The sequence below is a fragment of the Haloterrigena sp. KLK7 genome, from assembly GCF_037914945.1.
Taxonomy (GTDB): Archaea; Halobacteriota; Halobacteria; order Halobacteriales; family Natrialbaceae; genus Haloterrigena; species Haloterrigena salinisoli.
The window spans coordinates 2,891,195-2,917,377 of record NZ_CP149787.1; the positions used below are offsets into that span (position 1 = coordinate 2,891,195).

Sequence of the window (26,183 nt, forward strand, 5' to 3'; positions counted from 1 at the left end):
TTCGGCATATGGAAAATATTAAGCGTCGGTATAGCCTAGCCGCTTTCACGATGACTGAGTACGTTTCGACCACGCCGGGGCTCTATCCGCTCCCGGACTGGGCGAAAGACGACCTCTCGGACCTGAAAGGCCACCAGAAGCACGACCTCATCAGCGGCGACGAGGGCGAGGAGATCACCGCGGCCTACGAGGAGGCCCGCGAGGAAGTGATCGGCGCACAGGAGGAGGCCGGCCTCGACCGCGTCGTCGAGGGCCAACTGCGCTGGGACGACATGCTCGCCCATCCGCTGGCCGTCCACGACGCCGTCGAGACCCGCGGGATCGTCCGGTACTACGACAACAACAACTTCTATCGAGAGCCGGTCGTACAGGACGAGCTCGGCTTCTCCGGCGACGTCGCGGACGAACTCGAGGCCGCGGCCGACCTGACCGACGGCGACCTGCAGGCCGTTCTCCCCGGTCCGTACTCGCTCGCGGATCTCGCGACCGACGAACAGTACGGCGACGAGGCCGACTTCCTCTCGGCTATCGCCGACTTCCTCGAGGGCGAGGTCGACGCCTTCCCGGACGTCGAGACGCTGTTCCTGCTCGAGCCGTCGCTGGTCGAGAACGTGCCGGAGGACGGCCAGGACGAACGCGCCAGCGAGGCGATCGATCGGGTCGCGAGCGCGACCGACGCCGACGTCGTCGTCCAGCCCTACTGGGGCGCGCTCGAGGAGAAGATGTACGCGCACCTGCTCGACGCCGACATCGACGCGGTCGGCTTCGACTTCGTCGCGAACCAGGACGACAACCTCTACAACATCCAGGAGTACGGCGCCACGGACGACGTCGCGCTCGGCCTCGCGGACGGCCAGAACACGCTCGTCGAGGACCCCGAAGCGATCCGCGACCGGACCGAGTGGGTCGAGGGCCAGCTCGGCGTCACCGAGTTCGAGACGGTCTACCTGACGACGAACACGGAGACGTTCTACCTGCCCTACAGCAAGTACCAGGAGAAACTCGCCGTCCTTGCCGAAGCCGCGGATCTCGCGGAGGTGACCGCCGCATGAGCGCAAACGAGAACAAAGATCAGTTCCGACCCGAGGACCACGAGAACGACCACTTCCTGCTGACGACCGTCGTCGGCTCCTACCCGAAGCCCAAGTGGCTCAACCGCGCGAAGGAGCTCTACCAGGACGACGACCACGGCTTCGACGAGGACGACTACCAGGAGGCCAAGGACGACGCCGCCCGCCTCATCACGAACGAACACGAGCGGGCCGGCCTCGACGTCGTCGTCGACGGCGAGATGCGGCGCAACGAGATGGTCGAGTTCTTCGCCCACCGGATCGAGGGCTACGAGTTCAACGGCCCCGTCAAGGTCTGGGGTCACAACTACTTCGACAAGCCCAGCGTCGTCAGCGAGGTCGAGTACGACGATTCGTGGCTCGTCGACGAGTACGAGTTCACCGCGGCCGCCAGCGACCGCCCGGTCAAGGTCCCGATCACGGGCCCCTACACGCTCGCCAACTGGTCGTTCAACGAGGCCTACGACGACGACGAGGAGCTCGCCTACGACCTCGCGGACCTGGTCAACGAAGAGATCGAGAAGCTCGTCGACGCCGGCGCCCGCTACATCCAGATCGACGAGCCCGCGCTCGCGACCACGCCCGACGACCACGCCATCGTCGGCGAGGCGCTCGAGCACATCGTCGCCGACATCGACGACGACGTCCGCATCGGGCTGCACGTCTGTTACGGCGACTACTCCCGTATCTACCCCGAGATCCTCGAGTTCCCGGTCGACGAGTTCGACCTCGAGCTCGCGAACGGCGACTACGAGCAGCTGGACGTCTTCAAGGACCCCGAGTTCTCCAAGGACCTCGCGCTGGGCGTCACCGACGCCCACGTCGCCGAGGTCGAATCGGTCGAGCAGATCGAGGAGAACATCAAGAAGGGTCTCGAGGTCGTCCCGCCGGAGCAGCTCGTCGTCTCGCCCGATTGCGGCGTGAAGCTACTGCCCCGCGACGTCGCCTACGGGAAGATGGAGAACATGGTGCAGGCGGCCCGCAACGTCGAGGCCGACCTCGACGAGGGCAACATCGATATCGAGCGCGGTACGCCGACGCCCGCCGACGACTGACGCGGTTCCCGCGGTAGCGCGTTCGCCGGCGGTTCGGTCGTCGCCGACGTTTCGTCCGTGATTTTCGTCGCTGCGTTCCGTTCCGATGGTCGTTTCGACGGCCGTGCGCACTCGTGACTCGCGCGAGACGTTCGCACGCAAATTGCGTTCGGGTAGACTGTTGAATCAACCGACACGAGACCGACACGAGTGTTACCTGGTGACCCTCGAGTCCGATAATATATACATAGACAGGGTTCGAATAAATCGGTGATGCAAGACACGCTCGAGAGCCGACGCGAACTGAGCGAGGAAGTCGCCGAGCACCGCGAACCCGATCACGATATCGACCCGCTGTTCGTCAACCGCTGGTCGCCGCGCGCGATGACCGGCGAACCGCTCGACGAGGAGGAGTACCTCCCGCTGTTCGAGGCCGCCCGCTGGGCGCCCTCGGCCTACAACAACCAGCACTGGCGGTTCCTGATCGCCGACCGCGAGGACGACGAGTGGGAGACGTTCACCGACCTGCTACTCGGCGGGAACGAGGAGTGGGCGACCGACGCCGCGGTCCTCGCGGTCATCGTCTCGAAGACGACGTTCGACCACAACGGCGAGCCGGCGCCGGTCCACTCCTTCGACACCGGCGCGGCCTGGGAGAACCTCGCGCTCGAGGGCGCGCGACGCGGGCTGGCCGTCCACGGAATGGCCGGCTTCGACTACGAGCGCGCGGCCGAAGAGCTCGACGTCCCCGAGGAGTACGCGGTCGAGGCGATGGTCGCGATCGGCGAACGCGCCCCGCCGGAGACGCTCCCCGAGGAACTTCGGGAGCGCGAACAGCCCAGCGACCGGAAGCCGCTCTCGGAAATCGTCCACCGCGGCGGCTTCGAGTAGCGGCTCGAGTCGTGGAGCGTTCCGTGTTCGTCGACGACAGCTAATTTCGTCAGATACGTCGGGAGTCCGTCGGAGACGTCTGAGTTCACGGATGAGGGCGAGACCGGCGATGAGGACGAACGCTTACTGATCTCAGTCGAGGTCGACGGGAGCCAGCGAGCCGGCGTTCCCGATGACGGTCGAACCGTCGCGGCGAACGACGATCCCGTAGCCGAGCAGGGAGAGCTCGAGAAGCACGTCGTCGGCCCGTCCGCCGTCGCTTCGAGTCGACTCGTCGACGGCGAACGTCAGCGACTCGAGGTGCAACGCGCCCTCCGGAAGGGCCGCGAACGTCTCCGACGGGACGTCTCGGACCGTTCCCTCGACGGTGAACGAGAGCACGTCGGGCCGGGGGTCGGCCGAGTCGGGACCGCCGGCCGCGGACGGCCGAAGCGCGTCGATCCCGTCCGCGAGGTCTTCCCGGTCCGGTGTCGCGACGCCGACGTCGACGGCCTCGAGCCGGAGCGCCGCCGGCCCGGTCAGATCGATGGCAACGGAGTCCGCGTCGTCGCCAGACACGGTCACGCGGACCGGGTTCAACGTCGCTCCCGCAAACTTGCCGAGCAGGGTTTCGGTCACTCTCAGATGGCCCTCCGCCGTGAATTCGAGTCTATCGGGTGGTCGCATTTCCACGGTGACGTCCGATAGCCGGACGCTCTCTACGTCGTCGAACCGGACTGTGTTGCTCATCGAGTCCCCGCTAGCGCGTACGCCCCGAGCGGGGGAAACTGTACCGCCGGTAGCGGAGCGGGCCGTCCCCGACCGACGAGCGGTCGCGACCGCGGAACGTCAGGGTTCGCAATCGATCCGTACGCGACGTCCGCTCCCGGTGATGTGCGACGGCGACGGGGCGATCGCGACCGGATCGAGCGGTGTAACCCGACTCGTACGCGAATCTATTCGATCGCTACTCTTGATCGCATCCGGATAGTTACTTGCTACCACGCAGGTAGGTGGAAAATGTTTATCCGATATCGAGTTGTTTGGACGGAACTGTATGTCACAAGAACACAACCCACACGGTGTCGACGAATCGCGTCGAACGTTCATGAAGGCGACCGGCGCGGCGACGGCCGCGGCCGGACTCGGCGCCACGGGCGCAGCGGCCGGCGACGAGAAGCGAGCGAAGCGCATCGAGGCCCTGATCGACGAGCTGACCCTCGAGCAGAAGGTCGGCCAGATGACCCAGGTCGCGATCGACGATCTCGGCGAGGGGTTCGATCCCGACACCGCGTTCAACGATCACGACGACGCGGACACGCTCGGGGAGCTGTTCTCGGAGCTCCACGTCGGCTCGATCCTCAACGGCGGCGCCACGGGACCGACGTTCGACGGCGAGGAGTTCGTCGAGGGACTCAACGGGCTCCAGGAGTACAACCTCGAGGTCAACGAGCCGGCGATCCCGTTCGTCTGGGGCTGTGACGCGCTCCACGGGAACTGCCTGCTCGACGGCTGTACGAGCTTCCCGCAGCGGCTCAATATGGGCGCGACCCGCGACATCGATCTGGTCGAGGCGGCGGCGACCCACACCGGCGACTCCGTCGCGGCGATCGGCGGCCACTGGAACTTCGGGCCGACACTGGACGTCCTCCGGGACATGCGCTGGGGGCGGTACTTCGAGGGCCACAGCGAGGACGCGATGCTGCTCGGCGAGATGGGGAAGGCAAGAGCCCGGGGCTTCCAGCGCAGCGGTCGGGTCGCGGCGACGGTCAAGCACTTCGCCGGCTACGGCACTCCGAACACCGGTTCGGACCGGACCCACGCCCGGACCTCGATGCGGGACCTGCGCACCCGTCAGTTCGAGCCCTATCGTCGCGGCCTCGAGGAGGCGAAGACGGTGATGGTCAACAGCGGCGCGGTAAACGGGAAGCCGGCCCACGCCTCGTCCTGGCTGCTGACGACGGTACTGCGCGACCGATTCGGCTTCGACGGCGTGGTACTGACCGACTGGGACGACTTCGATCGGATGATCTCCAACCACGAGTACCTGCCCGAGACCGACGCCGGCTGGCGCGAGGCGGTCCGACAGGGTATCGAGGCCGGCGTCGACATGCACATGTGCGGCGGCGCGACGGCCCCGACCGACTTCATCGACACCGTGATCGACCTCGTCGAGAGCGGCGAGCTCTCCGAGCGGCGCATCGACGAGTCGGTCCGTCGCATCCTCGAGCTCAAGGCCGAGCTCGGGCTGTTCGAGGACCCCCTCGCGCCGGAGGACGAGATCGGCGACATCGTCGGCGGCGCCGCCGACGTCTCCGAGCGACTCGCCAAGGAGTCGCTCGTCCTGCTGCGAAACGAGGGCGATGCGCTGCCGCTCGAGGGAAGCGAGGACCTGCTACTGACCGGTCCCGGAGTCCACGAGGGAACGCCGAACCGGTTCCTGATGCAACACGGCGGCTGGACGCTCGGCTGGCAGGGCATCGAGGACGGAAACCTGACCGAAGACGGGCCGCGGCCCCGCCAGAGCACGATCGAGGGCGAACTGGCCGATCGGCTCGGCGACGGGCTCACGCACGTGCCGACGGAGTACGAGCCGGCGGTCTACGAGAGCCTCTACGAGAACTTCGACAACGGCTTCTTCGACGTCACCGACGAGCAGGAGGCGGCGATCCGCGAGGCCGCGCCCGACGCGGACGCCGTCGTCGTCGTCCTCGGCGAGGGGACGCACAACGAGGGCTTCGGCGACCGGGACAAGATGCGGTTCCTCGAGGCCCAGCGGGAGCTCGTGGAACTCGTCGACGCCGAGACCGACGACGACACCGCGCTCGTCGGCGTCATCCTCGCCGGGGCGCCGCGGGGGACCGAGGAGACGTTCCGGCACTTAGACGCCGTGCTCTTCGCCGGCCAGCCGGGCAGCGACGCCGGCGTCGCGGTCGTCGACACGCTGTTCGGCGACTACAACCCCTCGGGCAAGCTCCCGTTCACCTGGGAGTCCCACGTCGGGCACGTGCCCCAGATCTACGACGAGTACCCGCCGCGACACCCCGACGGGGCGGGCGATCAGATGGTCCAGTTCGAGTTCGGCCACGGACTCTCCTACACCGACTGGGCGTACGCGGACCTGTCGCTGTCGACCGATGCGGTGAAGAATCCCGCCTCGAGTCCGACCGTGACGGCCCACGTCACCGTCGAGAACGCCGGCGAGACGGCCGGTGAGCACATCGTCGAGGTCTACAACACCGAGTCCTACGGCTCCGTGCTCCAGCCACACCGCCGCCTGATGGGCTTCGAGCGCGTTCACCTCGAGCCCGGCGAGCGCGAGACCGTCGCCGTCGAACTCGACCTCTCGACGCTCGAGGTCGTCCCCGGAGACGTGCCCGGCTGGGGACCGCGGGTCGTCGAGGCCGGCGAGTACGAACTCGCGGTCGGCTCCGACTGGGGCGTGAACGCGAGCGACGACGCGGCCGAGGGTGCGACGGCGACGCTGACCGTCGGGAAGACGGCGTCGATCACTGATCCCGAGCCGACGCCCGGCCGCTACGACATCGACGGCGACGGGGACGAGGACTTCGAGGACGTGATGGCGCTGCACCGACGCCTCAAGGAGCGAAAACGGCGCGATCGGCAGCGCGGATGCGGACGGGATCGCGGAAACGGACGGTAGCGCCGCCACCCACGGTGTCGGTGCCGCGACCGTCGACGGTCGTCGGTGGAACCGCGTCGCTCGACCCGCGAACGCGTCTGGAACGACCCGGCGAATCGGGGACCGACCGATCGAGTCGGCGTCACGCCGCTCGTCGCGGTCGCTCCGCGACGCAAACCACTAACTACGCCTATTGTGAATGGAGACGCATGACACTCGAAGTCGGCGTTCTCGGCTATCGGTTCATGGGGAAAGCACACGCGAACGCGATGGCGCGGCTGCCGATGTTCTTCCCGGACGCGCCCGACGTCGAGCGCAGCGTCCTCGTCGGCCGCGACGAGGCGGCCCTCGAGGACGCGGCCGACCGACTCGGCTTCGACTCGGTATCGACGGACTGGACCGAGGTCGTCGACGAGGTCGACGTCTTCTACAACCTCGGACCGAACCACGTCCACGCCGAGCCCTCGATCGCGGCCCTCGACGCCGGCACGCCGGTCTTCTGCGAGAAACCGCTCGCGCCGACGCTCGAGGACGCCGAGGCGATGGCGAACGCGGCCCGCGAGGCCGGCGACGACGTCCCCGCCGGCTGCGCCTTCAACTACCGGTTCGTGCCCGCGATCCGGTACGCGAAGCGGTTGCTCGACGACGGCGAACTCGGCGAGATCCGCCACGTCCGCGGACGCTACCTCCAGGACTGGCTGGTCGATCCCGAGGCGCCGTGGTCGTGGCGCAACGACGAGGAGCTGGCCGGTTCCGGTGCGCTGGGCGATCTGGGCGCGCACACAGTCGACCTGCTTCGGTTCCTGGTCGGCGACGACGACCTCGCGGGCGAGATCGACCGACTCAGCGGTCACCTGCAGACGTTCGTCGACGAGCGGCCCGTCGAAGGGGAGGACGAGGAGACGCGGCCCGTCACCGTCGACGACGCCTACTCCGCGCAACTCGAGTTCGAAAACGGCGCGATGGGGACGCTCGAGGCCTCGCGCTTCGCGACCGGCCATAAAAACGACCACACCATCGAAATCCATGGCTCCGAGGGGAGCCTGCGCTTCTCACTCGAGCGCCTGAACGAACTCGAGGTGCTGCGCCGCGACGAGAACCGCGGCTACGAGACGATCCTGGTGACCGACGAGGACGACCCCTACGTCGACCACTGGTGGCCGCCGGGCCACGTGCTCGGCTGGGAGCACACGTTCGTCCACGAGAACTACGAGTTCCTGAGCGCCGTTGCGGACGGGAGCGAGTTCGCACCGAGTTTCGAGGACGGGCTCGAGGCCCAGCGCGTCCTCGCCGCGATCGAGGACAGCGACGAGCGCGGGGAGTGGGTCGGCCTCGAGTAGCGCGGGATCGATCGCGTTCCGGCGTGCATCGCTCAAATCGTCGAATCGTTCTCGGACGTGACTCGAGCGTCCTCGGTCCGCGACCCTATCTGTCGTACGGTGGCGCGTGCTGTCGATCCGACCGAACGAGAGTGCGGTCGGTCGATGACCGCGAGCGAAACCACACTGAATTGACAGCCAGCGTACAGCGGACGGTCGGCTGCTGCATCCACGTCTCGAGAGACGGAATGTTGATAGCCTCAAGAACGTCGTGGGAGTTGGTTTGGAGTCGATGTGTGTCTCCACTTGAGACCGAGTAACCCCGAGAGTTGAGAGTCCGATGTGTCGGTCTGTGCATATTTAAGCGGCGGGGTTCGCGAGGCGCGCCGTCAGGACTCGCGCCACTTGTGGCCGCACTCGACGCAGGTGAACAGCCGAACCTCGTAAGAGCCGCCCGGCTTCGGCATCATCTCGGAGTAGGCCCGGTCGCTGTCGCAGTCGTCCGCCGGACAGGGCTCCTGCATCGTCTCGGTGGAGCCCTGGGTCGCGTCGGCTACGGCGGGTGCCCCGTCGTCCCGCTGTCCATCCTGGGTCGCCATCGCCGCTTCCGCTTGCGAGTCCCGCGGCGCCTCGTTCTCACAGGAGCGACACACCCACGTGTCGCCCTCCGTGTGCATCATCGAACCACACTCGTCACAGAATTGCATATAACGTAGGAATACACGGTTTTCGGTATATGTGTTAACTTCTGATCCGTCGGGGATTTCAGGCAACTTCTCATGCTGACTGTACTGAGTTATCGAAGAGCAAATCAAGCCGAATCTTGTGCAACATTCGCGCTGTGTATTCAGCACGACGCTACGAACCCCACTCGAACCTGATAGAACGCTCGCTGGTCAATAAGCACCTGTAGTTACCGCGAGCGCTATGTCCGACAAATCGCGTAGAGTCGAACGGACGATCGCTCAACGGTAAGTACAGGGGAAGCAAGTAACGCAGTACCGGTCGTTCCTCCTCTGTTACATTGGTGGTGAGACGATTCCAAGTAGAGAGAGGACTATCCAACTCCCCCAGAAAACTGCCCAGAGTACGACACCAATTGCTATCCACTTCGGGACGTTCCCTGAAAGATCGGGAGTCTCAGATGGGTAGTACGGTGAAAGCGGGTTGTTCGGCTTCCTGTCACTCATACTCCCGATTATAGTTCGAAAGAGGTTAAACCCCACACATTATATAATTGGAATAAAATACAGATAGCGGTACGTTCGCACACGCAGTTTCCGAATTATCTGATTTGTTTTCAACCGTATTTCCGCGTAAAGAGAACGTGCTACTATCTACTGGTAGTGAAAGCGAGTCAGGCACTGCGGAGATACCCGCCCCCGACCGTTCCCGCGCTCCACTGCCACCCAGCGCTCGACGGAACTTTTTGTAGTTCCGTTGAGAACAACGAGGTAGGGATGGACGAGCAGATTCGGACCACCATCGCCAACGAGGGCTGGCTACTGGTAGCGATCCTGACGCTCGCGCTGACGAGTCTCGCAGGAATCGCCGGCCTCGAGGCGCTCGCGGGCGTGATCACGATCGTCGGCTGGTTCGTGCTAACCCCGGTCCTGCTGTTCTGGGGCGACGAGGTCGCGCTGCTGCTCGAGGACGAGACGGCGGACGCGACGCGCGACGCCGAGGCCAAGGCTGATACCGAAGCGGACCCGCTCGAGGAACTGAAACGCCGCTACGCGGCGGGCGAGATCGACGACGCGGAGTTCGAACGCCGACTCGAGCGGCTCGTGGCGGTCGACGAGATCCCGGACGACGCGATCGGATCGGGGTCAGCGACCGAGACGACGACGGACGCGACGATAGTGGACGGAGCGGCGGACGCCGCCCCCGTTGACGAGACCGCGACGAACGACGCGGCCAGAGCCGATCCGCTCGAGCGCGACCGCGAGCGGGAGCGCTAACTGCGGACGGTCGGACCGAACGCGCCGTCGTCGTCCGATACGTGGCGACGGTGACGACCGCGCGCTCGCCGGCGACGAGGAACCCCTCGCGGGTCGCCGCAAGCGTCGCGTATTCCCGGCCGAGGACCCAATCGGCGACCGCTATGTCTTCCGAGATGACCGCCCACGTGATCGAGGAGTTCGGCGATCCGGACGTCTTCGAGCGGACGACCGTCGACGTCCCCGAGCCCGGCCCGAACGAGATCCGCGTCGAGGTCGTCGCGACCAGCGTCAACCCCGTCGACTACAAGATCCGGCAGGGGGCGATTCCGGACTTCGCGCCCGACTTTCCGGCCCGGTTGCACTGCGACGTCTCCGGCGTCGTCGACGCGGTCGGCGAGGACGTCGACGCCTTCGCGGAGGGCGACGAGGTCTACGGCATGCCCGGCGGCGCGGGCCGACAGGGGGCGCTGGCCGACTACGTCGTCGGCCACGCCGGCACGTTCGCCCACGCGCCCGAATCGCTGCCGCTCGCCGACGCCGCGGCCCTCCCGGTCGTCGCGCTCACGGCGTGGGAGCTGCTGACCGACAAGTCCAGCGTCGAGGACGGCGACGACGTGCTGATCTACGGCGCCAGCGGCGGCGTCGGCCACATCGGCGTCCAACTGGCCGACCACCTCGGGGCCGACGTCACCGCGACCGGCTCGAGCGAGGCGAAACGAGACCTCGCCGAGCGCCTCGGCGCGGACGCGACGGTCGACTACACCGAGACGGACGTCGAGACCTACGTCGACGAGCACGCCGGCGGCGACGGCTTCGACGTCGTCTTCGATCCGATCGGCGACGACCACCTCGAGACGGCCTTCGAGGCGGTCCGACCCTACGGGTCCGTCGTGACGACCGAGTCCAGCGCCGCGGGGGACGTGGACCTCGCGCCCATGCACCAGAACTCGCTGGAGCTCGGCGTCGTGCTGGTCATCCTCCCGGTCCTCCTCGGCGACCGACAGGAACGCATCGGCGAGGAGCTCACGGAAATTGCGACGCTCGTCGACGACGGTGCCCTCGAGCCCCACATCGCCGACCGGTACCCGTTCGACGAGGTCGCCGACGCCCACCGGCGCGGCGAGGAGGGAGATTTCCTCGGGAAACTCCTGCTCGTCGCGGAGTGACGACCAGAGGCGAATTCGGGGCGAACTACCGGCGAGCGACGGCCCGTTGCGGGCGTCCGGATCCGCCGGGCCGGCCCGCATCCTCGGCCCGCTCCGTCAGTCGTCGACGACTTTGATCACCGTCCCGATCCTGTCGTACCGGACGCTCCCCTCGCCGAGCGGCCGTCCGTCGAGCTCGAGATAGCCCGGTTCGATGCCCGTCACCTCGCCCGTCACCTCGGGGTCGTCGCCGCCGGTTCGGTCGCGCTCCCAGACTTCGACGACGTCGCCGACGTCCACGTGATCGCGGACGAGTTCCGCGGCGCGTTCGTCGGTGGCGTCCCGTGGAATCGTGAGTTCGGTCATGTGCGACTGGAACGACGGCGACGCGGGTAAGTACCGCCGCGTCAGGTGACGGGCACTTTTCAGCGCGCTCGAGCGACGGTTTTTGTGTAATCGGCCCGAACTGTGGGTGTGACGACGATCAAGGACAGCGTTCACGACCACATCCGGATCGACGGAGTCGCGCGGGACCTCCTCGACACGCCCGAACTCCAGCGCCTTCGCCGGATCCGCCAGCTCGGGACCGTCTCGCTGGTCTACCCCTCCGCAAATCACACGCGCTTCGAGCACAGCCTCGGCGTCTACCACCTCGCCTGCGAGGCCCTCGAGCACCTCAACGTCGACGGGCGCCAGGCCGAGCGCGTCCACGCCGCAGCGATCCTGCACGACATCGGCCACGGCCCGTTCAGCCACAACCTGGAGCCGCTGACCCACCGGCGAACGGGTCGGTACCACGACGACGTGCACGACCTGCTGACCGACGGCGAGGTCGGCGCCGCGCTTCGCGACCACGACTTAGATCCCGACGGGATCGCGGCCCTGATCGCGGGCGAGGGGCGATTCGGGCAGCTCGTCTCGGGCGAGCTCGACGTCGATCGGATGGATTACCTGGTGCGCGACGCCCACCACACGGGCGTTCCCTACGGGACGATCGATCACGGTCGCCTCGTTCGAGAACTGACGTTCACGGACGACGAGCTCGTCTTAGACGAGGGGAACGTCCAGACCGCCGAGAGCCTGCTGGTCGCGCGGGCGCTGATGAATCCCGCCGTCTACAGCCACAGCGTCGCCCGGATCAGCAAGGCGATGCTCCGGCGAGCGTCCGAGCGGTTGCTGGACGCGCCCGAGACGGACGTCGACGCGGCGCGGCTCCAGCGGATGGACGATCACGACCTGATCGCCGCCTTGCGCTCGTGTTCTGAGACGGAGACGTTCTCGCGGCGGCTGGATCGGCGCGACCTGTACAAGCGAGCGGTGTGGGCCGAGATCGACGACGTGCCGGGCGGGATCATCGAGGCCGACCACGAGACGGTCCGCGAGTTCGAGCGGGAGATCGCCGACGACGCCGCGGTCGATCCCGAGTGCGTCATCGTCGACGTTCAGCGCCGACCGTCGATGAAGGAGTCGACCTCGCGGGTGGTCGTCAACGGCGACGTCCGTCGACTGGGCGAGCAGTCGCCGCTGGTCGAGGCGCTGCGCGCGGCCCAGTACTCCCAGTGGCGACTCGGCGTCTACTCGCCGTCCGAGATGCGCGATCGGGTCGGGCGGGCGGCCGTCGACGTCCTCGGACTCGACATCGAGGGCGCGCTGGTCAGCGAGGTCCGGAACGGACTCGACGCGACGCTGGATCAGTTCGTCGACTGAGCGCGAATCGACTTACGGGGTGAACGGGGACGCCGCGCTCCGTTACGCTATCGTTACGATCGCTATTTCGGCCGGTTCGGCGGCGGGAGCCCTCGATCTCTCTGACGCAGTTCGCCGACGCGCCGGTTAGATACAGGTCTGAGACCGTCAAGTTATCTGGCGTTAACTTACCAGCCGTCTCCGGACACGTGTAACAGGATGGGGCAGACGATCGCGGAAACTACCACGTCGGACGGGTGCACGGAGGAGAGTTCCGACGCCGAGACGTTCTCGAGAACGTTCACGACGGCGGACTCCGGACTCGAGGTAACGGTATTCGACTCGATTCGATCGGTCGCGGCCGATCGCTGGAACGAGGTCGTCGAGCGGTCGACCTGCGGGAGCGTCTTTCACCGCCACGAGTGGCTCGAGGCCGTCGAGACCGGACTCGAGCAGACGCCGCGACATCTCGTCGTCGAGAAGGACGGGAACCTCATCGGGCTGGTACCGAATTTCGTCGTCGACATCGAGAAGACGCCGTTCCGAAGACTCTCGTCGTCGTATCCGGGATTCGGCGGGCCGCTGGTCACGACCGACGTCCCCGAGTCGCTGTCGCTGCTCACTGATACCGTTGCCGAACTCTGTACCGGGCGGACGGTCGTCCACCAGATCCGCGGTCTCGACATGAAGTACATGCGGTACAACAACGCCCTCCAGTCCGAGGGCTACGAACCGTATCGACGCGAGTGTCGGTTCGTGCTCGATCTCACGCGGGGCTACGACGAGATCGTCGACGGGATGAGCAGGACCAGACGCCGGGGAATCGATCGAGGCAAGGACGGCGACTACGAGATCGTCGAGGAGGAACTCACGCGGTCGAACCTCGAGCGATTCCACCGGGTGTACCAGCGGGTGATGGACCGCGTCGACGGTGACGTCTACCCGCTCTCGTTCTTCGAACGACTGCTGGAGATGCGAGAGCGACTGTTGCTGTTGACGATCCGGATCGACGGCGAGTACGCCGGCGGCTTCCTGGAACTGCTCGACGAGCAGCGGTCCTCGATCCACGGGTTCTTCGCCGCGGTCCCCGAGGAGTACTTCGGCGATCACGCCTCGGAACTGCTCTACGATCACGTCATCCGGTGGGGGATCGACAACGGATACGAGACGTACGACTTCGGCAGCACGAACTCGAACTTCGAGAACGGCGTCTTCCGGTTCAAGGAGGGCTTCGGCGGGCGAATTCTCCCGATCCTCGTCTGGGAACGCGGCTGTAGTCCGCTCTGGCGGCTCCTCAAGACGGGCCGATCGCTGTACTGGCCGTATCGATACAAGTGATCGCCGGCTTCGAGACCGAACGCGTGGAACCGGTATCGGAGGTCCGGGTGCGAGAATCGAACTACGCGTCTCAGTCGAAACGGACTGAAGGATGACCACTACCCCAACCCGGACGCGAGTGCGGTCGAACCGACGACGAACGCACGGAAATGCGTTATGTCGGGTTTCCTCGAGTGAGAGCGGATCGCCGCGTCCCCCACGGTCTTTAGTCTCGAGGCCGATCCCCGAACCGATGCGAGCAGCAGCCTTCACCGACTTGATCGGTCCCGAGGGAGTGAGCGTGATCGAGCGGGACGACCCCGATCCCGGCCCGGGCGAGGCCGCGGTCGACGTCGCGGCCTGCGCGATCAACCGCCACGATCTGTGGATCCTCGAGGGCGATTCGGCGATGGTCGACGCCGACGACCTCCCGTTCGTGACGGGGCTGGACGTCGCCGGCGTCGTCAGCGAGGTCGGCGACGACGTCAGCGCCGTCGAACCGGGCGACAGGGTCGTCCTCTGTCCGAACGAGACCTGCGGCTCCTGTCGGTTCTGCCGCGAGGGACCGGAGAACCTGTGCGAGCGCTTCTCGCTGTACCACGGCGGACTCGCCGAGACGGCCCGCGTCGAGGCCGATCGGCTCGTCGCGCTCCCGGACGGCGTGGACGCGACGACCGCCGCCGCGATTCCGACCGCGTACATGACCGCGTTCCACATGCTCCGCCGGGCCGACGTCGGGCCGGGCGACCTCGTCTTCGTCCCCGGTGCGACCGGCGGCGTCGGCGTCGCCGCCGTCCAACTCGCCGATATCCTCGGCGCCCGCGCGATCGGGACCTCCTCGTCGGAATCGAAACTCGAGCGCGTCTCCGAACTGGGCCTCGATCACGCGATTCAGGCGACCGAGCCCGACGAAATCCGCGAGGCGGTCGCGGATATCGGCACCCCAGACGCGGTGATCAACCACCTCGGCGGCGAGTACACTCGGCTCGGCCAGGACGTCATGCGCCGCGGCGGGACGATGGTGATCTGCGGCCGCACGGCCGGCGGCGAGTCGACGATCGACGTGCCGGACCTCTTCCTCGGCCACAAGCGCGTCGTCGGGTCGACGATGGGCACACAGGACGACCTGCGTCGGCTCGTCGATCTGACCGCCGACGGCGACCTCTCGCCCGTGATCGACGAGACGTTTTCGCTCGAGGAGACGGCCGACGCCTTCGCGACCATGCAGGACCGAGAGAGCGTCGGCAAACTCGTCGTCGAACCCTGAGCCAGTCGCTTCGCTGCCCGATCTTCTCGACCTGGCCAGGGGTTTCGGTCGGCCGACCTGTCTACGGATTAGGACCGTCCGGTTTCTCCCTCCGTTTCGGCCGCCCGGTCGATCCACCGTCGGGCGGGACTGAAAGGGGCGACCCGCTGGCGTCGACGCCAGCGGGTCGGGGCTTTCGGTGGGACTGAAAGGGGCTTCCGGACGCGAGTCACCGACTCGCGTCCGGAAGGGGCTTTCCTAGCCGGAACGCGCTGGGCGGAGCTATTTCCCCGCCCTCGGTGTCCATCGGTTATGACCGAGATCGCCATTACGGGCGCATCGGGGCGGGTCGGCAGGCAATCCGTCGAGGCGTTCGACGAGGAGAACCTCACGCTGTTCTCCCACAGCGAGACCGAAGACCTGGACGCCGAGCCCCTCGAGATCGCGAACCGCGATGAGTTCGTCGGCGCCCTCGAGGGGCGGGACATCGACGTACTGATCCACCTCGCGGCGAACCCGGACCCGCGGGCCGAGTGGGACGAGGTCCGCGAGCCGAACGTCGACGGCGTCTACAACGCCTTCGAGGCCGCCGCCCAGAACGACCTCGAGCGGATCGTCTTCGCGAGTTCCAATCACGCGGTCAACATGGGCAACGTCGTCTCGCCGATCCGGCCCGAGTCGACGGTCGGCAAGCCCGACATCGTTCGGCCGGACGACGAGATGAACCCCGACACCTACTACGGCGTCACCAAGGTCTTCGGCGAGGCGATGGGCCACTACTACGCCAACCGCCACGGGCTGGACGTGGTCAACCTGCGGATCGGCTGGCTGCTCTCGGAAGACGAACTCGAGGAAGAGATCGCCGACCGCGACGCGGCGGGCGAGCGATACGCCCGCGCGATGTGGCTCAGTCCCGACGACTGTCAGCGGGTGATCCGCGCGGCCGCGACGACGACCCTCGAGTCGACGCCGCTGACCGCCCACGGCATCTCCGACAACGCCGAGCGGTTCCTCTCGCTGTCGGAGACGATGCTCGAGCTGGGGTATCGACCGAAGGATAACTCGTCCGACGCGCTCGACGGTGCCTAGGTCGAACTCGAGGCGCACAGCCGATGCTCGATCGGTGAGGGCACGGCGATCGCCCGCCGCGGGACCGTAAGACCGAATAGCGACAGGTTCCTACCCTGATGTATGTCCACCGACGTCGCCGACTCGACGGGGATGGGCCCGAATCTGCAGATGTCGCTGTTCGGGTACGTGATGGCGGCCATCCTCGTCGTCGTCATGATCCCGCTGCTCCCGGTACTGATCCCCGCGTACCTCATCTGGCGGGCGTTCTTCGCACCCGAGGAGTTCGAGCACAGTTTCGAAACGTGGCGCGAACAGTCGGGACGGCCGCCGAGCGGATCGTAATCGGATCGGGTTTCGGGTGTCCCGCTTCTCGCATCGCCGTCGAATCGCCTCAGTCGTCTGCGCTGGCCGCGACCAGATCCGACGGCGGACCGCCCGCCAGTTCGTCGCGGTCGTGGGGCGCCTCGAGGTCGAGATCGGGCCCTCGCGCGACGATCCCGTTGGGATTCACGTCCGGATGGGTCGTGTAGTAGTGTTCCTTGATGTGGTCCATGTCGACCGTCTCGGCGACGCCTGACTCACGGATCGCTTCGCTCACGGGTCGTTCCTCCCCGTTCGCTTCGTCGAGGCGCTCCCCCGGGTCGCGCCTCGCACCGCTCCCCGTTCGTCCATCCGGCGTCCCCTCCCTTCGGTCGTCGACGCCCGTCTGGTAGAGATCGCGCAGGTACGGCCAGAGGTTCTCGTACTCGCGGATGTACTGCACGTTACACATGAAGTGCGTGTGGTAGACGTTATCGAACCGGATCAGCGTCGTGAACATCGCGATGTCGGCCTCGGTCAGCCGGTCGCCGGCGAGGTACCGCTGGTCGCCCAGCACGTCGTCCCAGTGATCGAGCGCCGCGAAGAGGTCGTCGACGGCCTCGTCGTAGGGCCCCTGTCTGGTCGCGAAGCCGGCCCGGTAGACGCCGTTGTTGATCGGCTCGTAGATCTCGTCGATGATCCGGTCGACCTCGTCGCGATACCCCTCGGGGAAGAGGTCGACGTCTCGCTGTGCGTAGTCCTCGAACTCGGTGTCGAGCATCCGCATGATCTCCTTCGACTCGTTGTTGACGATAGTGTCCTCCCGTTTGTCCCAGAGGACCGGCACCGTCACGCGACAGGTCGCGTCCGGATCGGCCTCGACGTACAGCTCCCGCAGGTAATCGGCGCCGTGGACGTGGTCGCGGGTACAGCCCTCCTTCTCGGGGGAGAACTGCCAGCCGCCCTCGTCGCGGTAGGGGTCGACCACGGAGACCGAGATCGCGTCCTCGAGTCCCTTCAGCGCCCGCGTCACGAGCGTGCGGTGGGCCCACGGGCAGGCGTAGGAGACGTAGAGGTGGTACCGTCCGGCCTCGGGCTGGAACGTCGCGTCGGGATCGTCCCGAATCCGGTCGCGAAACGTCGTCTCCTGGCGCTGGAACGAGCCGTCGTCGTCGTTGGCCTCGTACGCGTCGGTTCGCCACTCGCCGTCGACGAGCATATTCATAGCCGATACGAGGCGCTCGAGGCTCAAAGACTCTCGCTAACACCGGTGTTACCGCGACCGCGACCGTCAGCCGAGGCCGAGGGCGCTGGCGAGCCAGTATCCGAGGCCGATCGCGACGAGCGCGACCCCTTCCCGTCGGGTCACGCGTCGGGCGGTCGCGAGCAGCGCCGTCCCGATGGCGGTCACGACGACCAGCCACGCGAGGCTGCGCTGAACGGCCGGATCGACGGTCATCGGGCGGACGACCGCGGCGACGCCGAGCACGCCCAGGATGTTGAACACGTTCGAGCCGATGACGTTGCCCGCGGCGATCCCCATGTCGCCGCGGCGCGCCGCGACGACCGACGTCACGAGTTCCGGCAGCGACGTGCCGGCGGCGACGACCGTCGCGCCGACGAGCCACGGCGAGATCCCCAGCGAGAGGGCGATGGCCGTCGCCGAACCGACCAGCGCGCGACCGCCCGCCACGACGAGGGCGAGGCCGGCGAGCAGGCGGACGCCCTCGCGACCGACGGAGACCGTCGCTCCGTCGGCCCCGCCGCTCGGGACGGCGACGAGGCCGTCGGTCGCGATATCGCTGCCGTCGGCTCGCCGGATCGCCAGCCCGATCGCGCCGAGATAGCAACCCAGCAGGGCGAGCAGCACCGCCCCCTCGAGTCGCGACGCGTGACGGTCCGAGAGGACGACCGCACCGACCAGTGTCGTCCCGATCATTGCGAGCGCATCGCGGCGGAGCAACGCGTTCGTGACGCGAAACGGGGCGATAACGGCGACGATACCGAGGATCACTCCGAGGTTGAACACGTTCGACCCGACGACGTTGGCGACCGAGACGTCGCCCTGGCCCTCGAGCGCGGCGGTCACTGAGACGGTGACCTCCGGCGCCGAGGTTCCGAACGCGACGACCGTGAGACCGACGACGAGCGGGGAGATACCGACCGACGTCGCCAGTCTCGAGGCCCCGTCGACGAGCCAGCGGGCACCGAACCAGAGGGCGGCGATCCCGGCAGCGAGCAGCGCGACGTCCGCGATGACTGTCATCGGTTGCTCTGTTCGACGGAGCCACTAAAAGCGTCGGGACGGTTCGACGTCAGCCCCGACCGGACTGCGGGGCCCGATTCGTCGGGCCGTCGTCGGCCGGATAACCTGTCGTCCTTCAGTAGCTCTTTCCTTCCGTAGTAAGATTTTTCAGCAGTCGTTTAGTTAGACAGGATCGTGTCGTACGATGAGTGGGATTAATGATGATTCATCCGGCGATCCGACCGATGCGTTCGTCGAGGGAACGGGCGATGAAGAGCCGCGAATAACGTTTTACGGCGGTCGGGGGATGAGCGCGCTCCCGATCGGCGTGTTCATCGTCTGGGCCATCGTCCAGACGGCGCTGTGGCGCATCTCGGACACCGGTGGGCTGATCGTCGGGATGTTGCTGGGGCTCGTGCTGGGGATGTTCTTCGTTCGCGGCGACTGGGCGTCGTACGCCAACACGATCTTCGAGGGGATGACCCAGCCCGTCGCGGTGACGGCCATCGTGGCCTGGATCTGGGCCGGTATCTTCGCGCAGTTGTTACAGGACGGCGGCTTCGTCGGCGGCCTCGTCTGGCTCGCGGATCTGGCCGGCGTCGGCGCGGCGCTGTTCCCGGCCGCCACGTTCGTCCTCGCGGCGCTGTTCACGACGGGCATCGGGACGGGATACGGCGCGGCCGTCGCGTTCGTCACGCTGTTCTTCCCGACCGGGCTCCTGCTGGGGGCGAGTCCGGTCCTCACGTTCGCCGCGATCCTGTCGGGCGCGATCTTCGGCGACAACCTCGCGCCGGTCAGCGACACGACGATCGTCAGCGCCGTCACGCAGGACTCCGACATCGGCGGCGTCGTCGCCTCGCGGTTCAAGTACGTCATCATCGCCGCGGTGCTGACGTTCATCGGCTATGTCGTCGCCGGACAGACGATGGGCGGCATCGAGACCGGCGCGGGCGCCGCCGACCTCCTCGCCGAGGCCAGCGACCCGATCGGTCTCGTCCACCTCGTCTCCATGGGGATCGTGATCGGTGCGGCGATCGCCGGTCGACACATCGTCGAGGCGATCTCGTGGGGGATCGTCGTCGCGATCGTTTTCAACCTCGTCCTCGGGCTGGCGAGCGTCGGCGACATCGTCACGTTCTCCGCGCCGGCGGACGCGCCGCTGGCCGAACCGCTCGCGGGCCTGCCGATCCTGGAGATCGTCGACGATCCGGACGCGGTCGGCGTCACCGGCAGCGTCATGGAGGGCGCGGCCGGCTTCTTCGAACTCTCGATTCTGGTCTTGCTGATCATCGCGGCCGCCCAGATCATGATTCGGGGCGGCGCGTTCGAGGCGATCCTCGACTGGTCGCTCGAGAACCTCGCGACGAACGTCCGTAACGCCGAACTCACGATGGTCGCCTCGGCGGCGCTGATCAACGCCATCATCACGATCAACACGGCCGCCGAGGTCGCGATCGGGCCCTACATCTCGAAGATCGGCGAGCGGTTCAACCTGAACGGCTACCGGCGGGCGAACATCTTAGACGGCCAGACCGCCGCGCTGGGCTACATCTTCCCGTGGTCCGGCGGCGTCCTCGCCGGGTACGGAGCGATGGAGCAACTCCCCGGTGAGTACGAGTGGCTGGACGCGGGGATGCTCGTCACCCCCATCGACGTCGTTCCCTACGTCTTCCAGGGCTGGCTGCTGGTGACGGTGTTCGTCGTCGCGGCGATCACCGGCTTCGGCCGCGAGTACGTGACCGACCGCGAGAGCGAGGAGGTGGCTCGCGTATGAGCCTCTTCGGCAAGTATCTCGAGGGCTGGCGGTTCCGCAGTTCCAAACCGACGTTCGAGCCCGGCGACGAGATCAGCGTCTTCGTCGCCGAGTCCGACGGGACCGACGGCCGCGCCTACGTCGGCGACACCCGCCTGACCGTCGAGGGCGCCGGGCCGGAGACCGTCGAGAAACGCGTCCGGGTCCGCGTGACCGAGTTCGACGACTCGTCGGCGACCGGCCGCGGCGAGTTCCTCGCGGTCGTCGGCGAGAGCTCCTACACCGACTGACGACTGCCGGCGGCGGCAGCTTTCCGTCGTCCCGCGAGGGAGAGACGCGCTTTTATGATCCAGCGGTTCCCATGCGAAGAATATGGCAGACGATGAGGGGGGTCAGCACCGTCAGAGCCGCCTGTTCACGGACGACGACGGCGATTTCGACGTCGAACGCGCCCGCGAGGAGTCGCTGCCGGTCGAGGACGGCGAGGTGATCGACACCGACCGACTGGCCGATCACCAGCGCTACGTCGAGGGACGGGGGATCTACGACGAGCGCAACCGGGTCAACGACCTCACCGGCAAGGAGTGGAAGTACGCGACGAAGTCCGTGATCGCCGAGGGCTACCCGCCGGCCCTCCAGCACGACCTGCGCAGCGAACACGGCGGCCAGAAACCCCCGCGACTGTGTGCCGAACTGATCGGCCGGTTCAGCAAGGCCGGCGACACCGTCCTCGATCCGTTCGCCGGCGTCGGCGGCACGCTGCTCGGCGCGAGCCTCTGTGAACACGAGGGCACCGGACTGCGCGAGGCCATCGGCTTCGAGCGGAACCGGCGGTGGGTCGAGATCTACGAGACGGCCCTCGAGCGCGAGAACGAGGAGCGACGCGAGCGCGGCGACCCGCCGCTGGCCGAGCAGGACATGCGCCACGGCGACTGCGCGGACCTGATCGAGGCGGTCCCGGACGACTCGGTCGATCTCCTGTTGACCGACGTTCCCTACTGGCACATGGACGAACTCGAGCAGACGCGCAACGAACGCGCGACCCGGGAGAGCAAACTGGGAGCCTTCGACGCGGCCGCCGTGACCGACGACGCCGAAACCGATCGGGACGGAGGAGCGGAGGCTGAAGCGGACGGGGAAGAGGAGGGGGAGACGGGAACCAAGGCCGAGTGGCTCGCCGACATGGCCGCGAAGTTCGAGCGCTTCACCGACGCGGTCGCGCCGGACGGTCATCTCGTCGTCTTCATCGGCGACATGTACCGCGAGCAGTCCTACGAGTTCCTCTCGGCCGATCTCGCGCGGGCGATCGAGTCGACCGCGCCGGTGACGCTCGCGGCGACTCTGATCTGGTACGACCCCACGAAGGACCTCCACGTCTACGGCTATCCGTTCTCGTTCGTCCCGTCGATGGTCCACCAGAACGTCCTCGTCTTCCGGCCCGAAACCGACGGCTAGTTCCGATCTGACTCCCGTCATTCGAGCGTCTGACGCGGTTTTATGCCGTCCCGGCGTTTTGTCGAAACCGGCGCGCACTCGCCGACGCTCACCATCCCACTTCCACCCCATCCGCGCGCCAGTCTTCCTTCCCACCTCGCTCCCCCCTTTCGTTCGTCGCGACGACGCCGACCTCGCAACCGCTACCGCTATCGGCAGCGTCCAGCGGCGTCGCTCCCACTGGGTCGCGACTCGTCAGGCGCTGGCGGGCAACAGCCGCTCCCGGACCGCCTCGGCGTGATCGGTTTCCGTGATGACCGCGACCTCGTCGCCGGCGGCGAGTTCGGTCCCCGGCAGCGGAATCGTCAGCGACTCGCGCTCCCGGCCGTGGGCGTAGATCCGCGCGCCGCCGGGTAACTCGAGTTCGCTCATTCGCTTGCCGACCGCCGGCGAGTCGTCGTCGATCTCGAGGACGGTCAGTTGCAGGTTCGACGCGATGTCGGCGACGACGTTGAAGTCGCCGCCGAGCATGGCCGTCTTGGCCCCGGCGGCGCCGAGGCGCTCGGGGTAGATGATCTCGTCGACGTCCGCGGCGTACTTCTCGTAGATGTCCCGGCGGTAGTCCTCGTCGATCCGGAGGACGGTCCGGCAGCCGTGGTGGTCGCCGACCATGCAGGCCGCGAAGTTGACGTTCAGGTCCGGGGTGAAGGCGCCGATGGCGACGGCGTCCTCGATTCCCGCGTCGACGAGCGTCGCTTCGTCGGCCCCGTCGCCCTGAACCGTCTCGAACCCGTCGGACTCGGCCCGATCGATCCGATCGGGGTCGTTGTCGACCACGACGACGTCGTGGCCCTCCTCGGTCATGATCCGAGCGGTTCGCGACCCGACTCGTCCGTATCCCACGATGACGAATCTCATGGTGCGTGGGTACACGGCCCGAGGTAAAATACGTTGGCTCGCGAACGCCACCGAGAACTGGACGTTCGTGACGGTCCCGGTCGGCGACTCGAGTAGCGTCGTAATCCTACCCGACGACCAGCACGCGCAGATCGTTCAGGTTCGTCCCCGTCGGTCCGGTGCGGATCAGTTCCCCGCGCTCCTCGAGGTAGGGGAAGACGTCGTTGGCCGCGAGCGTCTCGCGGGCCCGCTCGGCGTCGTCGACGGTCGTTTCGTCGACGATCGCCCCCGCGACGTCGGTCGCACCGTCGATCCCGTCCGTGTCGACGGCGGCGACGGTGATCCCGCCCTCGAGGTCGAGGGCGGCGCTCGTCGCGAACTCCTGGTTCGGCCCGCCCGTTCCGTCGCCCCGCACCGTCACCGTCGTCTCGCCGCCCGAGAGGATCACCGCCGGCGTCGAGACGGGGGTCCCCGTCGCCAGCACTTCTTCGGCGACGGCGACGTGGGTCGTGGCCGCCTCCCGAGCTTCGCCACGGACCCGCGAGGAGAGGAGCAGCGTCTCGTACCCCCGCTCGGCGGCCGCGTCGCGGGCCGCCTCGAGGACCGTCATCCCGTCGGCGACGACGTGGTTCGACACGGTCTCGAAGGCGGGATCGTCGGGGCCCGGCGTCTCGTCGATCTCGCCGTCTGCGCCGCGCTCGAGGCGGTCGGCGACGGCGTCGGGTACGTCGATCCCGTACCGATCGACGACCGCGAGCGCGTCGTCGAAGGTCGACGCGTCGGGGGCCGTCGGACCGCTGGCGATCACGCTCAGATCGTTGCCGACGACGTCGCTCAGGACCAGCGAGACGACCGTCGCGGGGGCCGCCCGGCGGGCCAGTCGGCCGCCCTTCAGCGCCGAGCAGTGTTTCCGGACCGCGTTGATCTCGCCGATGTCGGCGCCGCACTCGAGGAGCGCGTTCGTCGTCTCCTGGAGCGCCTCGAGGGTGACCTCGCCCGCGGGGGCGGGCATGAGCGCGCTCCCGCCGCCGGTGATCGCCGCCAGCACGAGCGTCCCCTCGTCGGCAGCGTCGGCGGCCGCGAGCAGTTCGCGGGTGCTCTCGACGCCGCGCTCGCTGGGCACCGGGTGGTCGCCCTCGAGAACGGTGACGCGCTCGGTCTCGACGGGGTCGTCCGTGACGACGACGCCGCCGTCGATCCGATCGCCGAGGGCGTCCTCGAGGGCCGCGGCCACCTGTGCGGCGGCGTTCCCGCCGCCGAGGACGACGACCTCGTCGTAGGCCGCGAGGTCGTAGCCGTCGTCGCCGATTCGGAGGGTGTCGCCGGTGGCTCCGCCGTCTCGAGACTCCGCCGGAGTCTCGCTCCCCTCGACGGTCACCGCCTCGCGGATCACGCGCCGCGGATGGCCGGCCTCGATGCCGGTTTCGACGCACTCGAGAGCGAGATCGCGCGCGTCGGTGGTCGCCGCCCGCTCGCGGTCCTCGATCACGCGGTCTCACCCGACGGCCGTTCGGCCGGTCGGTCCGTTCCGGTTCCCGCAGCGATCGCTGTGTCGACGGTCGACGGGACGGCTCGCTCGCGTTGCATGGACGGTGCGTTTACTCGAATCCACTATGAGAGTTCGGGTCTATTACCCGTGGGTAGTGTGACCGGTAGACGTGTTCCGAGAACCCGAGATTTCGAACCGGTATCCACGAATATGTATCGATACGCGGCGAGTCCGGACGAGAACCTTTAACTAATCCGTCTTGCTATGCTCGAGCATCCAATATGGGGGCACTCGCAGCGTTCTTCGGTTTCGACGAGCACGATACCGACCTCGAGACGGAACTGATCGCGGGAATCACGACGTTTCTGGCGATGTCGTACATCATCGTCGTCAATCCGGCCATCCTGAGCCAGGCGATCCAGATCGAGGGCTACGAGCAGCCCGAGATCTTCCAGATGATCGCCGTCGCGACGATCCTCTCGTCGGTCGTCGCCATGCTCGTGATGGCCTTCTGGGCGAATCGGCCGTTCGGTCTCGCGCCCGGGATGGGGCTGAACGCCTTCTTCGCGTACACCGTCGTGCTGGGGCTGGGCGTCCCGTGGCAGGTCGCGCTCGCGGCGGTCTTCGTCGAGGGGATCGTCTTCATCCTGCTGACCGCGGTCGGCGCTCGCCGGTACATCATCGAGCTCTTTCCCGAACCGGTCAAGTTCGCCGTCGGGGCCGGGATCGGCGTCTATCTGCTCTTCCTGGGACTGCAGGAGATGCAGATCGTCGTCGACGACCCTGAGACGCTCGTCTCGATGGGGAACGTCGCGACGAGCGCCGTCGCCGCCCTGTCGGTCGCCGGGCTCGCGCTGATGCTCGTCCTGCACGCTCGCGGCCTTCGGGGCGCGATCGTCATCGGTATCGTCGCGACGGCGATCGCCGGCTGGGTGCTCACGCTCGCCGGCGTGGTCGACTCGGGCACCCTCGTCGACGCCCGCACCTACGATCAGGTCACCGGCGGCGGGATCGTCGACCTGATCGCGAGCGTCCAGTACGACTTCACGCCGCTGATCGCCGGCTTCGTCGACGGGCTGGGGATGATCACCGACGATCCGCTCGTCTTCGTCCTCGTCGTCTTCACGTTCTTCTTCGTCGACTTCTTCGACACCGCGGGGACGCTCATCGGCGTCTCCCAGATCGGCGGCTTCCTCGACGAGAACGGGGACCTCCCCGAGATCGAGAAGCCGCTGATGGCCGACGCGGTCGGCACCACCGTCGGCGCGATGATCGGCACCTCGACCGTGACGACCTACATCGAGTCCTCGACCGGCGTCGAGGAGGGCGGCCGAACCGGCTTCACCGCGCTCGTGGTCGGCGCCCTCTTCTTCCTCTCCCTGCTCATCGTCCCGCTGATGAGCGCGATCCCCCAGTACGCGACCTACCTCGCGCTGGTCGTCGTCGGAATCATCATGCTCCGGGGCGTCACCGACATCGACTGGCAGGACCCGGCCTGGGCGATCGCCGCCGGCCTGACGATCACCGTTATGCCGCTGACCGCGTCGATCTCGAACGGGCTCGCCGCCGGGATCATGAGCTACCCGCTGGTCAAGGCCTCGACGGGCGAGGCCGACGACGTCTCGCTGGGCCAGTGGACGCTCGCCGCCGCGTTCGTCCTCTACTTCGCGACGTACTTCGCGGTCGACGCCGGCATGTTCTCGTTCTGATCCCGGACTGCA

At 67.2% G+C, this 26,183-nt stretch carries 24 protein-coding genes; 16 read left to right on the top strand and 8 right to left on the bottom strand.

The genetic code is table 11. From position 1 onward, the window contains the following. Nucleotides 1-50: 50 nt before the first annotated feature. The 3 genes from WD430_RS14235 to WD430_RS14245 all read left to right on the top strand — a co-directional run bounded on the left by WD430_RS14235 (nucleotide 51) and on the right by WD430_RS14245 (nucleotide 2,995). Nucleotides 51-1,052: a 5-methyltetrahydropteroyltriglutamate--homocysteine methyltransferase gene (locus WD430_RS14235; RefSeq protein ID WP_339103088.1), complete on the top strand. Its 1,002-nt coding sequence runs from the start codon at nucleotides 51-53 to the stop codon at nucleotides 1,050-1,052. Next, entirely contained in the window at nucleotides 1,049-2,125 is a 1,077-nt protein-coding gene (locus tag WD430_RS14240) for a methionine synthase (RefSeq protein ID WP_339103089.1), read from the top strand. Before WD430_RS14235 ends, WD430_RS14240 begins: the two co-directional genes overlap by 4 nt. Nucleotides 2,126-2,377: 252 nt before the next feature. Beyond that, complete coding sequence (locus WD430_RS14245; RefSeq protein ID WP_339103090.1) at nucleotides 2,378-2,995, top strand: nitroreductase family protein; 618 nt, start codon at nucleotides 2,378-2,380, stop codon at nucleotides 2,993-2,995. Between the two features lie 132 nt (nucleotides 2,996-3,127). On the opposite strand, the gene WD430_RS14250 is transcribed toward WD430_RS14245, so the two are convergent. Beyond that, nucleotides 3,128-3,613, bottom strand: a complete 486-nt coding sequence (locus tag WD430_RS14250; RefSeq protein WP_339103091.1) for a hypothetical protein — start codon at nucleotides 3,611-3,613, stop codon at nucleotides 3,128-3,130. Nucleotides 3,614-4,031: 418 nt separating this feature from the next. Between WD430_RS14250 and WD430_RS14255 the strand changes: the two genes are divergently transcribed. Beyond that, nucleotides 4,032-6,638 carry a glycoside hydrolase family 3 N-terminal domain-containing protein gene (locus WD430_RS14255; RefSeq protein WP_339103092.1) on the top strand — a complete coding sequence of 869 codons (2,607 nt, stop codon included), beginning with the start codon at nucleotides 4,032-4,034 and terminating at the stop codon, nucleotides 6,636-6,638. A gap of 188 nt (nucleotides 6,639-6,826) precedes the next feature. Beyond that, entirely contained in the window at nucleotides 6,827-7,957 is a 1,131-nt protein-coding gene (locus tag WD430_RS14260) for a Gfo/Idh/MocA family oxidoreductase (RefSeq protein WP_339103093.1), read from the top strand. A gap of 368 nt (nucleotides 7,958-8,325) precedes the next feature. On the opposite strand, the gene WD430_RS14265 is transcribed toward WD430_RS14260, so the two are convergent. Then, a complete protein-coding gene (locus tag WD430_RS14265; protein WP_339103094.1) occupies nucleotides 8,326-8,643 on the bottom strand; it encodes a DNA-directed RNA polymerase subunit M in 318 nt (105 codons plus the stop codon). Nucleotides 8,644-8,955: 312 nt separating this feature from the next. Beyond that, the gene (locus WD430_RS14270) at nucleotides 8,956-9,126 is read right to left on the bottom strand and encodes a hypothetical protein (protein ID WP_339103095.1); all 171 of its coding nucleotides are present in this window, start codon (nucleotides 9,124-9,126) and stop codon (nucleotides 8,956-8,958) included. A 270-nt stretch (nucleotides 9,127-9,396) separates the two neighbouring features. On the opposite strand from WD430_RS14270, the gene WD430_RS14275 reads away from it, so the two are divergent. Further along, nucleotides 9,397-9,897: an SHOCT domain-containing protein gene (locus WD430_RS14275; protein ID WP_339103096.1), complete on the top strand. Its 501-nt coding sequence runs from the start codon at nucleotides 9,397-9,399 to the stop codon at nucleotides 9,895-9,897. A gap of 143 nt (nucleotides 9,898-10,040) precedes the next feature. Further along, entirely contained in the window at nucleotides 10,041-11,045 is a 1,005-nt protein-coding gene (locus WD430_RS14280) for a zinc-binding dehydrogenase (protein ID WP_339103097.1), read from the top strand. A gap of 96 nt (nucleotides 11,046-11,141) precedes the next feature. Here the strand turns inward: WD430_RS14280 and WD430_RS14285 are convergent, their stop codons facing one another. After that, the gene (locus tag WD430_RS14285) at nucleotides 11,142-11,390 is read right to left on the bottom strand and encodes a hypothetical protein (protein ID WP_339103098.1); all 249 of its coding nucleotides are present in this window, start codon (nucleotides 11,388-11,390) and stop codon (nucleotides 11,142-11,144) included. Between the two features lie 108 nt (nucleotides 11,391-11,498). On the opposite strand from WD430_RS14285, the gene WD430_RS14290 reads away from it, so the two are divergent. The 5 genes from WD430_RS14290 (at nucleotide 11,499) to WD430_RS14310 (ending at nucleotide 16,686) form a co-directional block, all read left to right on the top strand. Beyond that, complete coding sequence (locus tag WD430_RS14290; protein ID WP_339103099.1) at nucleotides 11,499-12,731, top strand: HD domain-containing protein; 1,233 nt, start codon at nucleotides 11,499-11,501, stop codon at nucleotides 12,729-12,731. A gap of 198 nt (nucleotides 12,732-12,929) precedes the next feature. After that, complete coding sequence (locus WD430_RS14295; RefSeq protein WP_339103100.1) at nucleotides 12,930-14,048, top strand: GNAT family N-acetyltransferase; 1,119 nt, start codon at nucleotides 12,930-12,932, stop codon at nucleotides 14,046-14,048. 232 nt (nucleotides 14,049-14,280) lie between these two features. Continuing rightward, the gene (locus WD430_RS14300; protein WP_339103101.1) at nucleotides 14,281-15,294 is read left to right on the top strand and encodes an alcohol dehydrogenase catalytic domain-containing protein; all 1,014 of its coding nucleotides are present in this window, start codon (nucleotides 14,281-14,283) and stop codon (nucleotides 15,292-15,294) included. A 291-nt stretch (nucleotides 15,295-15,585) separates the two neighbouring features. After that, nucleotides 15,586-16,362 (top strand): NAD(P)-dependent oxidoreductase, encoded by a 777-nt coding sequence (locus tag WD430_RS14305; RefSeq protein WP_339103102.1) that lies wholly within the window; start codon nucleotides 15,586-15,588, stop codon nucleotides 16,360-16,362. A 102-nt stretch (nucleotides 16,363-16,464) separates the two neighbouring features. After that, entirely contained in the window at nucleotides 16,465-16,686 is a 222-nt protein-coding gene (locus WD430_RS14310; RefSeq protein ID WP_339103103.1) for a hypothetical protein, read from the top strand. 49 nt (nucleotides 16,687-16,735) lie between these two features. Here the strand turns inward: WD430_RS14310 and WD430_RS14315 are convergent, their stop codons facing one another. Beyond that, nucleotides 16,736-17,869, bottom strand: coding sequence for a glutathione S-transferase family protein (locus tag WD430_RS14315; RefSeq protein WP_339103104.1), 1,134 nt, complete (start codon nucleotides 17,867-17,869; stop codon nucleotides 16,736-16,738). Between the two features lie 66 nt (nucleotides 17,870-17,935). Continuing rightward, nucleotides 17,936-18,910 (bottom strand): calcium/sodium antiporter, encoded by a 975-nt coding sequence (locus tag WD430_RS14320; protein WP_339103105.1) that lies wholly within the window; start codon nucleotides 18,908-18,910, stop codon nucleotides 17,936-17,938. A gap of 184 nt (nucleotides 18,911-19,094) precedes the next feature. Here WD430_RS14320 and WD430_RS14325 point away from each other — a divergent pair, with 184 nt between their 5' ends. From WD430_RS14325 to WD430_RS14335, 3 genes are all read left to right on the top strand, one after another. Then, a complete protein-coding gene (locus tag WD430_RS14325) occupies nucleotides 19,095-20,663 on the top strand; it encodes a Na+/H+ antiporter NhaC family protein (RefSeq protein ID WP_339103106.1) in 1,569 nt (522 codons plus the stop codon). Further along, entirely contained in the window at nucleotides 20,660-20,932 is a 273-nt protein-coding gene (locus tag WD430_RS14330) for a TRAM domain-containing protein (RefSeq protein WP_339103107.1), read from the top strand. The genes WD430_RS14325 and WD430_RS14330 overlap by 4 nt, the downstream gene beginning before the upstream one ends. Before the next feature lie 82 nt (nucleotides 20,933-21,014). Further along, entirely contained in the window at nucleotides 21,015-22,097 is a 1,083-nt protein-coding gene (locus WD430_RS14335) for a DNA methyltransferase (protein ID WP_339103108.1), read from the top strand. Between the two features lie 234 nt (nucleotides 22,098-22,331). Here the strand turns inward: WD430_RS14335 and WD430_RS14340 are convergent, their stop codons facing one another. Both WD430_RS14340 and WD430_RS14345 read right to left on the bottom strand, forming a co-directional pair. Next, on the bottom strand, nucleotides 22,332-22,994 hold the full coding sequence (locus WD430_RS14340) for a TrkA family potassium uptake protein (RefSeq protein WP_339103109.1): 663 nt from the start codon (nucleotides 22,992-22,994) through the stop codon (nucleotides 22,332-22,334). 106 nt (nucleotides 22,995-23,100) lie between these two features. After that, nucleotides 23,101-24,462 carry a DUF4147 domain-containing protein gene (locus tag WD430_RS14345; RefSeq protein WP_339103110.1) on the bottom strand — a complete coding sequence of 454 codons (1,362 nt, stop codon included), beginning with the start codon at nucleotides 24,460-24,462 and terminating at the stop codon, nucleotides 23,101-23,103. Nucleotides 24,463-24,743: 281 nt separating this feature from the next. Here WD430_RS14345 and WD430_RS14350 point away from each other — a divergent pair, with 281 nt between their 5' ends. Next, entirely contained in the window at nucleotides 24,744-26,171 is a 1,428-nt protein-coding gene (locus WD430_RS14350) for an NCS2 family permease (RefSeq protein ID WP_339103111.1), read from the top strand. The last annotated feature ends 12 nt before the right edge of the window (nucleotides 26,172-26,183 follow it).

Bases quoted from the DNA above. Each gene is read 5' to 3' on its own strand.
- WD430_RS14235 (WP_339103088.1), top strand. From the start codon at position 51: ATGACTGAGTACGTTTCGACCACGCCGGGGCTCTATCCGCTCCCGGAC.
- WD430_RS14240 (WP_339103089.1), top strand. From the start codon at position 1,049: ATGAGCGCAAACGAGAACAAAGATCAGTTCCGACCCGAGGACCACGAG.
- WD430_RS14245 (WP_339103090.1), top strand. From the start codon at position 2,378: ATGCAAGACACGCTCGAGAGCCGACGCGAACTGAGCGAGGAAGTCGCC.
- WD430_RS14255 (WP_339103092.1), top strand. From the start codon at position 4,032: ATGTCACAAGAACACAACCCACACGGTGTCGACGAATCGCGTCGAACG.
- WD430_RS14260 (WP_339103093.1), top strand. From the start codon at position 6,827: ATGACACTCGAAGTCGGCGTTCTCGGCTATCGGTTCATGGGGAAAGCA.
- WD430_RS14265 (WP_339103094.1), bottom strand. From the start codon at position 8,643: ATGCAATTCTGTGACGAGTGTGGTTCGATGATGCACACGGAGGGCGAC.
- WD430_RS14270 (WP_339103095.1), bottom strand. From the start codon at position 9,126: ATGAGTGACAGGAAGCCGAACAACCCGCTTTCACCGTACTACCCATCT.
- WD430_RS14275 (WP_339103096.1), top strand. From the start codon at position 9,397: ATGGACGAGCAGATTCGGACCACCATCGCCAACGAGGGCTGGCTACTG.
- WD430_RS14280 (WP_339103097.1), top strand. From the start codon at position 10,041: ATGTCTTCCGAGATGACCGCCCACGTGATCGAGGAGTTCGGCGATCCG.
- WD430_RS14285 (WP_339103098.1), bottom strand. From the start codon at position 11,390: ATGACCGAACTCACGATTCCACGGGACGCCACCGACGAACGCGCCGCG.
- WD430_RS14295 (WP_339103100.1), top strand. From the start codon at position 12,930: ATGGGGCAGACGATCGCGGAAACTACCACGTCGGACGGGTGCACGGAG.
- WD430_RS14300 (WP_339103101.1), top strand. From the start codon at position 14,281: ATGCGAGCAGCAGCCTTCACCGACTTGATCGGTCCCGAGGGAGTGAGC.
- WD430_RS14305 (WP_339103102.1), top strand. From the start codon at position 15,586: ATGACCGAGATCGCCATTACGGGCGCATCGGGGCGGGTCGGCAGGCAA.
- WD430_RS14310 (WP_339103103.1), top strand. From the start codon at position 16,465: ATGTCCACCGACGTCGCCGACTCGACGGGGATGGGCCCGAATCTGCAG.
- WD430_RS14315 (WP_339103104.1), bottom strand. From the start codon at position 17,869: ATGAATATGCTCGTCGACGGCGAGTGGCGAACCGACGCGTACGAGGCC.
- WD430_RS14320 (WP_339103105.1), bottom strand. From the start codon at position 18,910: ATGACAGTCATCGCGGACGTCGCGCTGCTCGCTGCCGGGATCGCCGCC.
- WD430_RS14325 (WP_339103106.1), top strand. From the start codon at position 19,095: ATGAGTGGGATTAATGATGATTCATCCGGCGATCCGACCGATGCGTTC.
- WD430_RS14330 (WP_339103107.1), top strand. From the start codon at position 20,660: ATGAGCCTCTTCGGCAAGTATCTCGAGGGCTGGCGGTTCCGCAGTTCC.
- WD430_RS14335 (WP_339103108.1), top strand. From the start codon at position 21,015: ATGGCAGACGATGAGGGGGGTCAGCACCGTCAGAGCCGCCTGTTCACG.
- WD430_RS14340 (WP_339103109.1), bottom strand. From the start codon at position 22,994: ATGAGATTCGTCATCGTGGGATACGGACGAGTCGGGTCGCGAACCGCT.
- WD430_RS14350 (WP_339103111.1), top strand. From the start codon at position 24,744: ATGGGGGCACTCGCAGCGTTCTTCGGTTTCGACGAGCACGATACCGAC.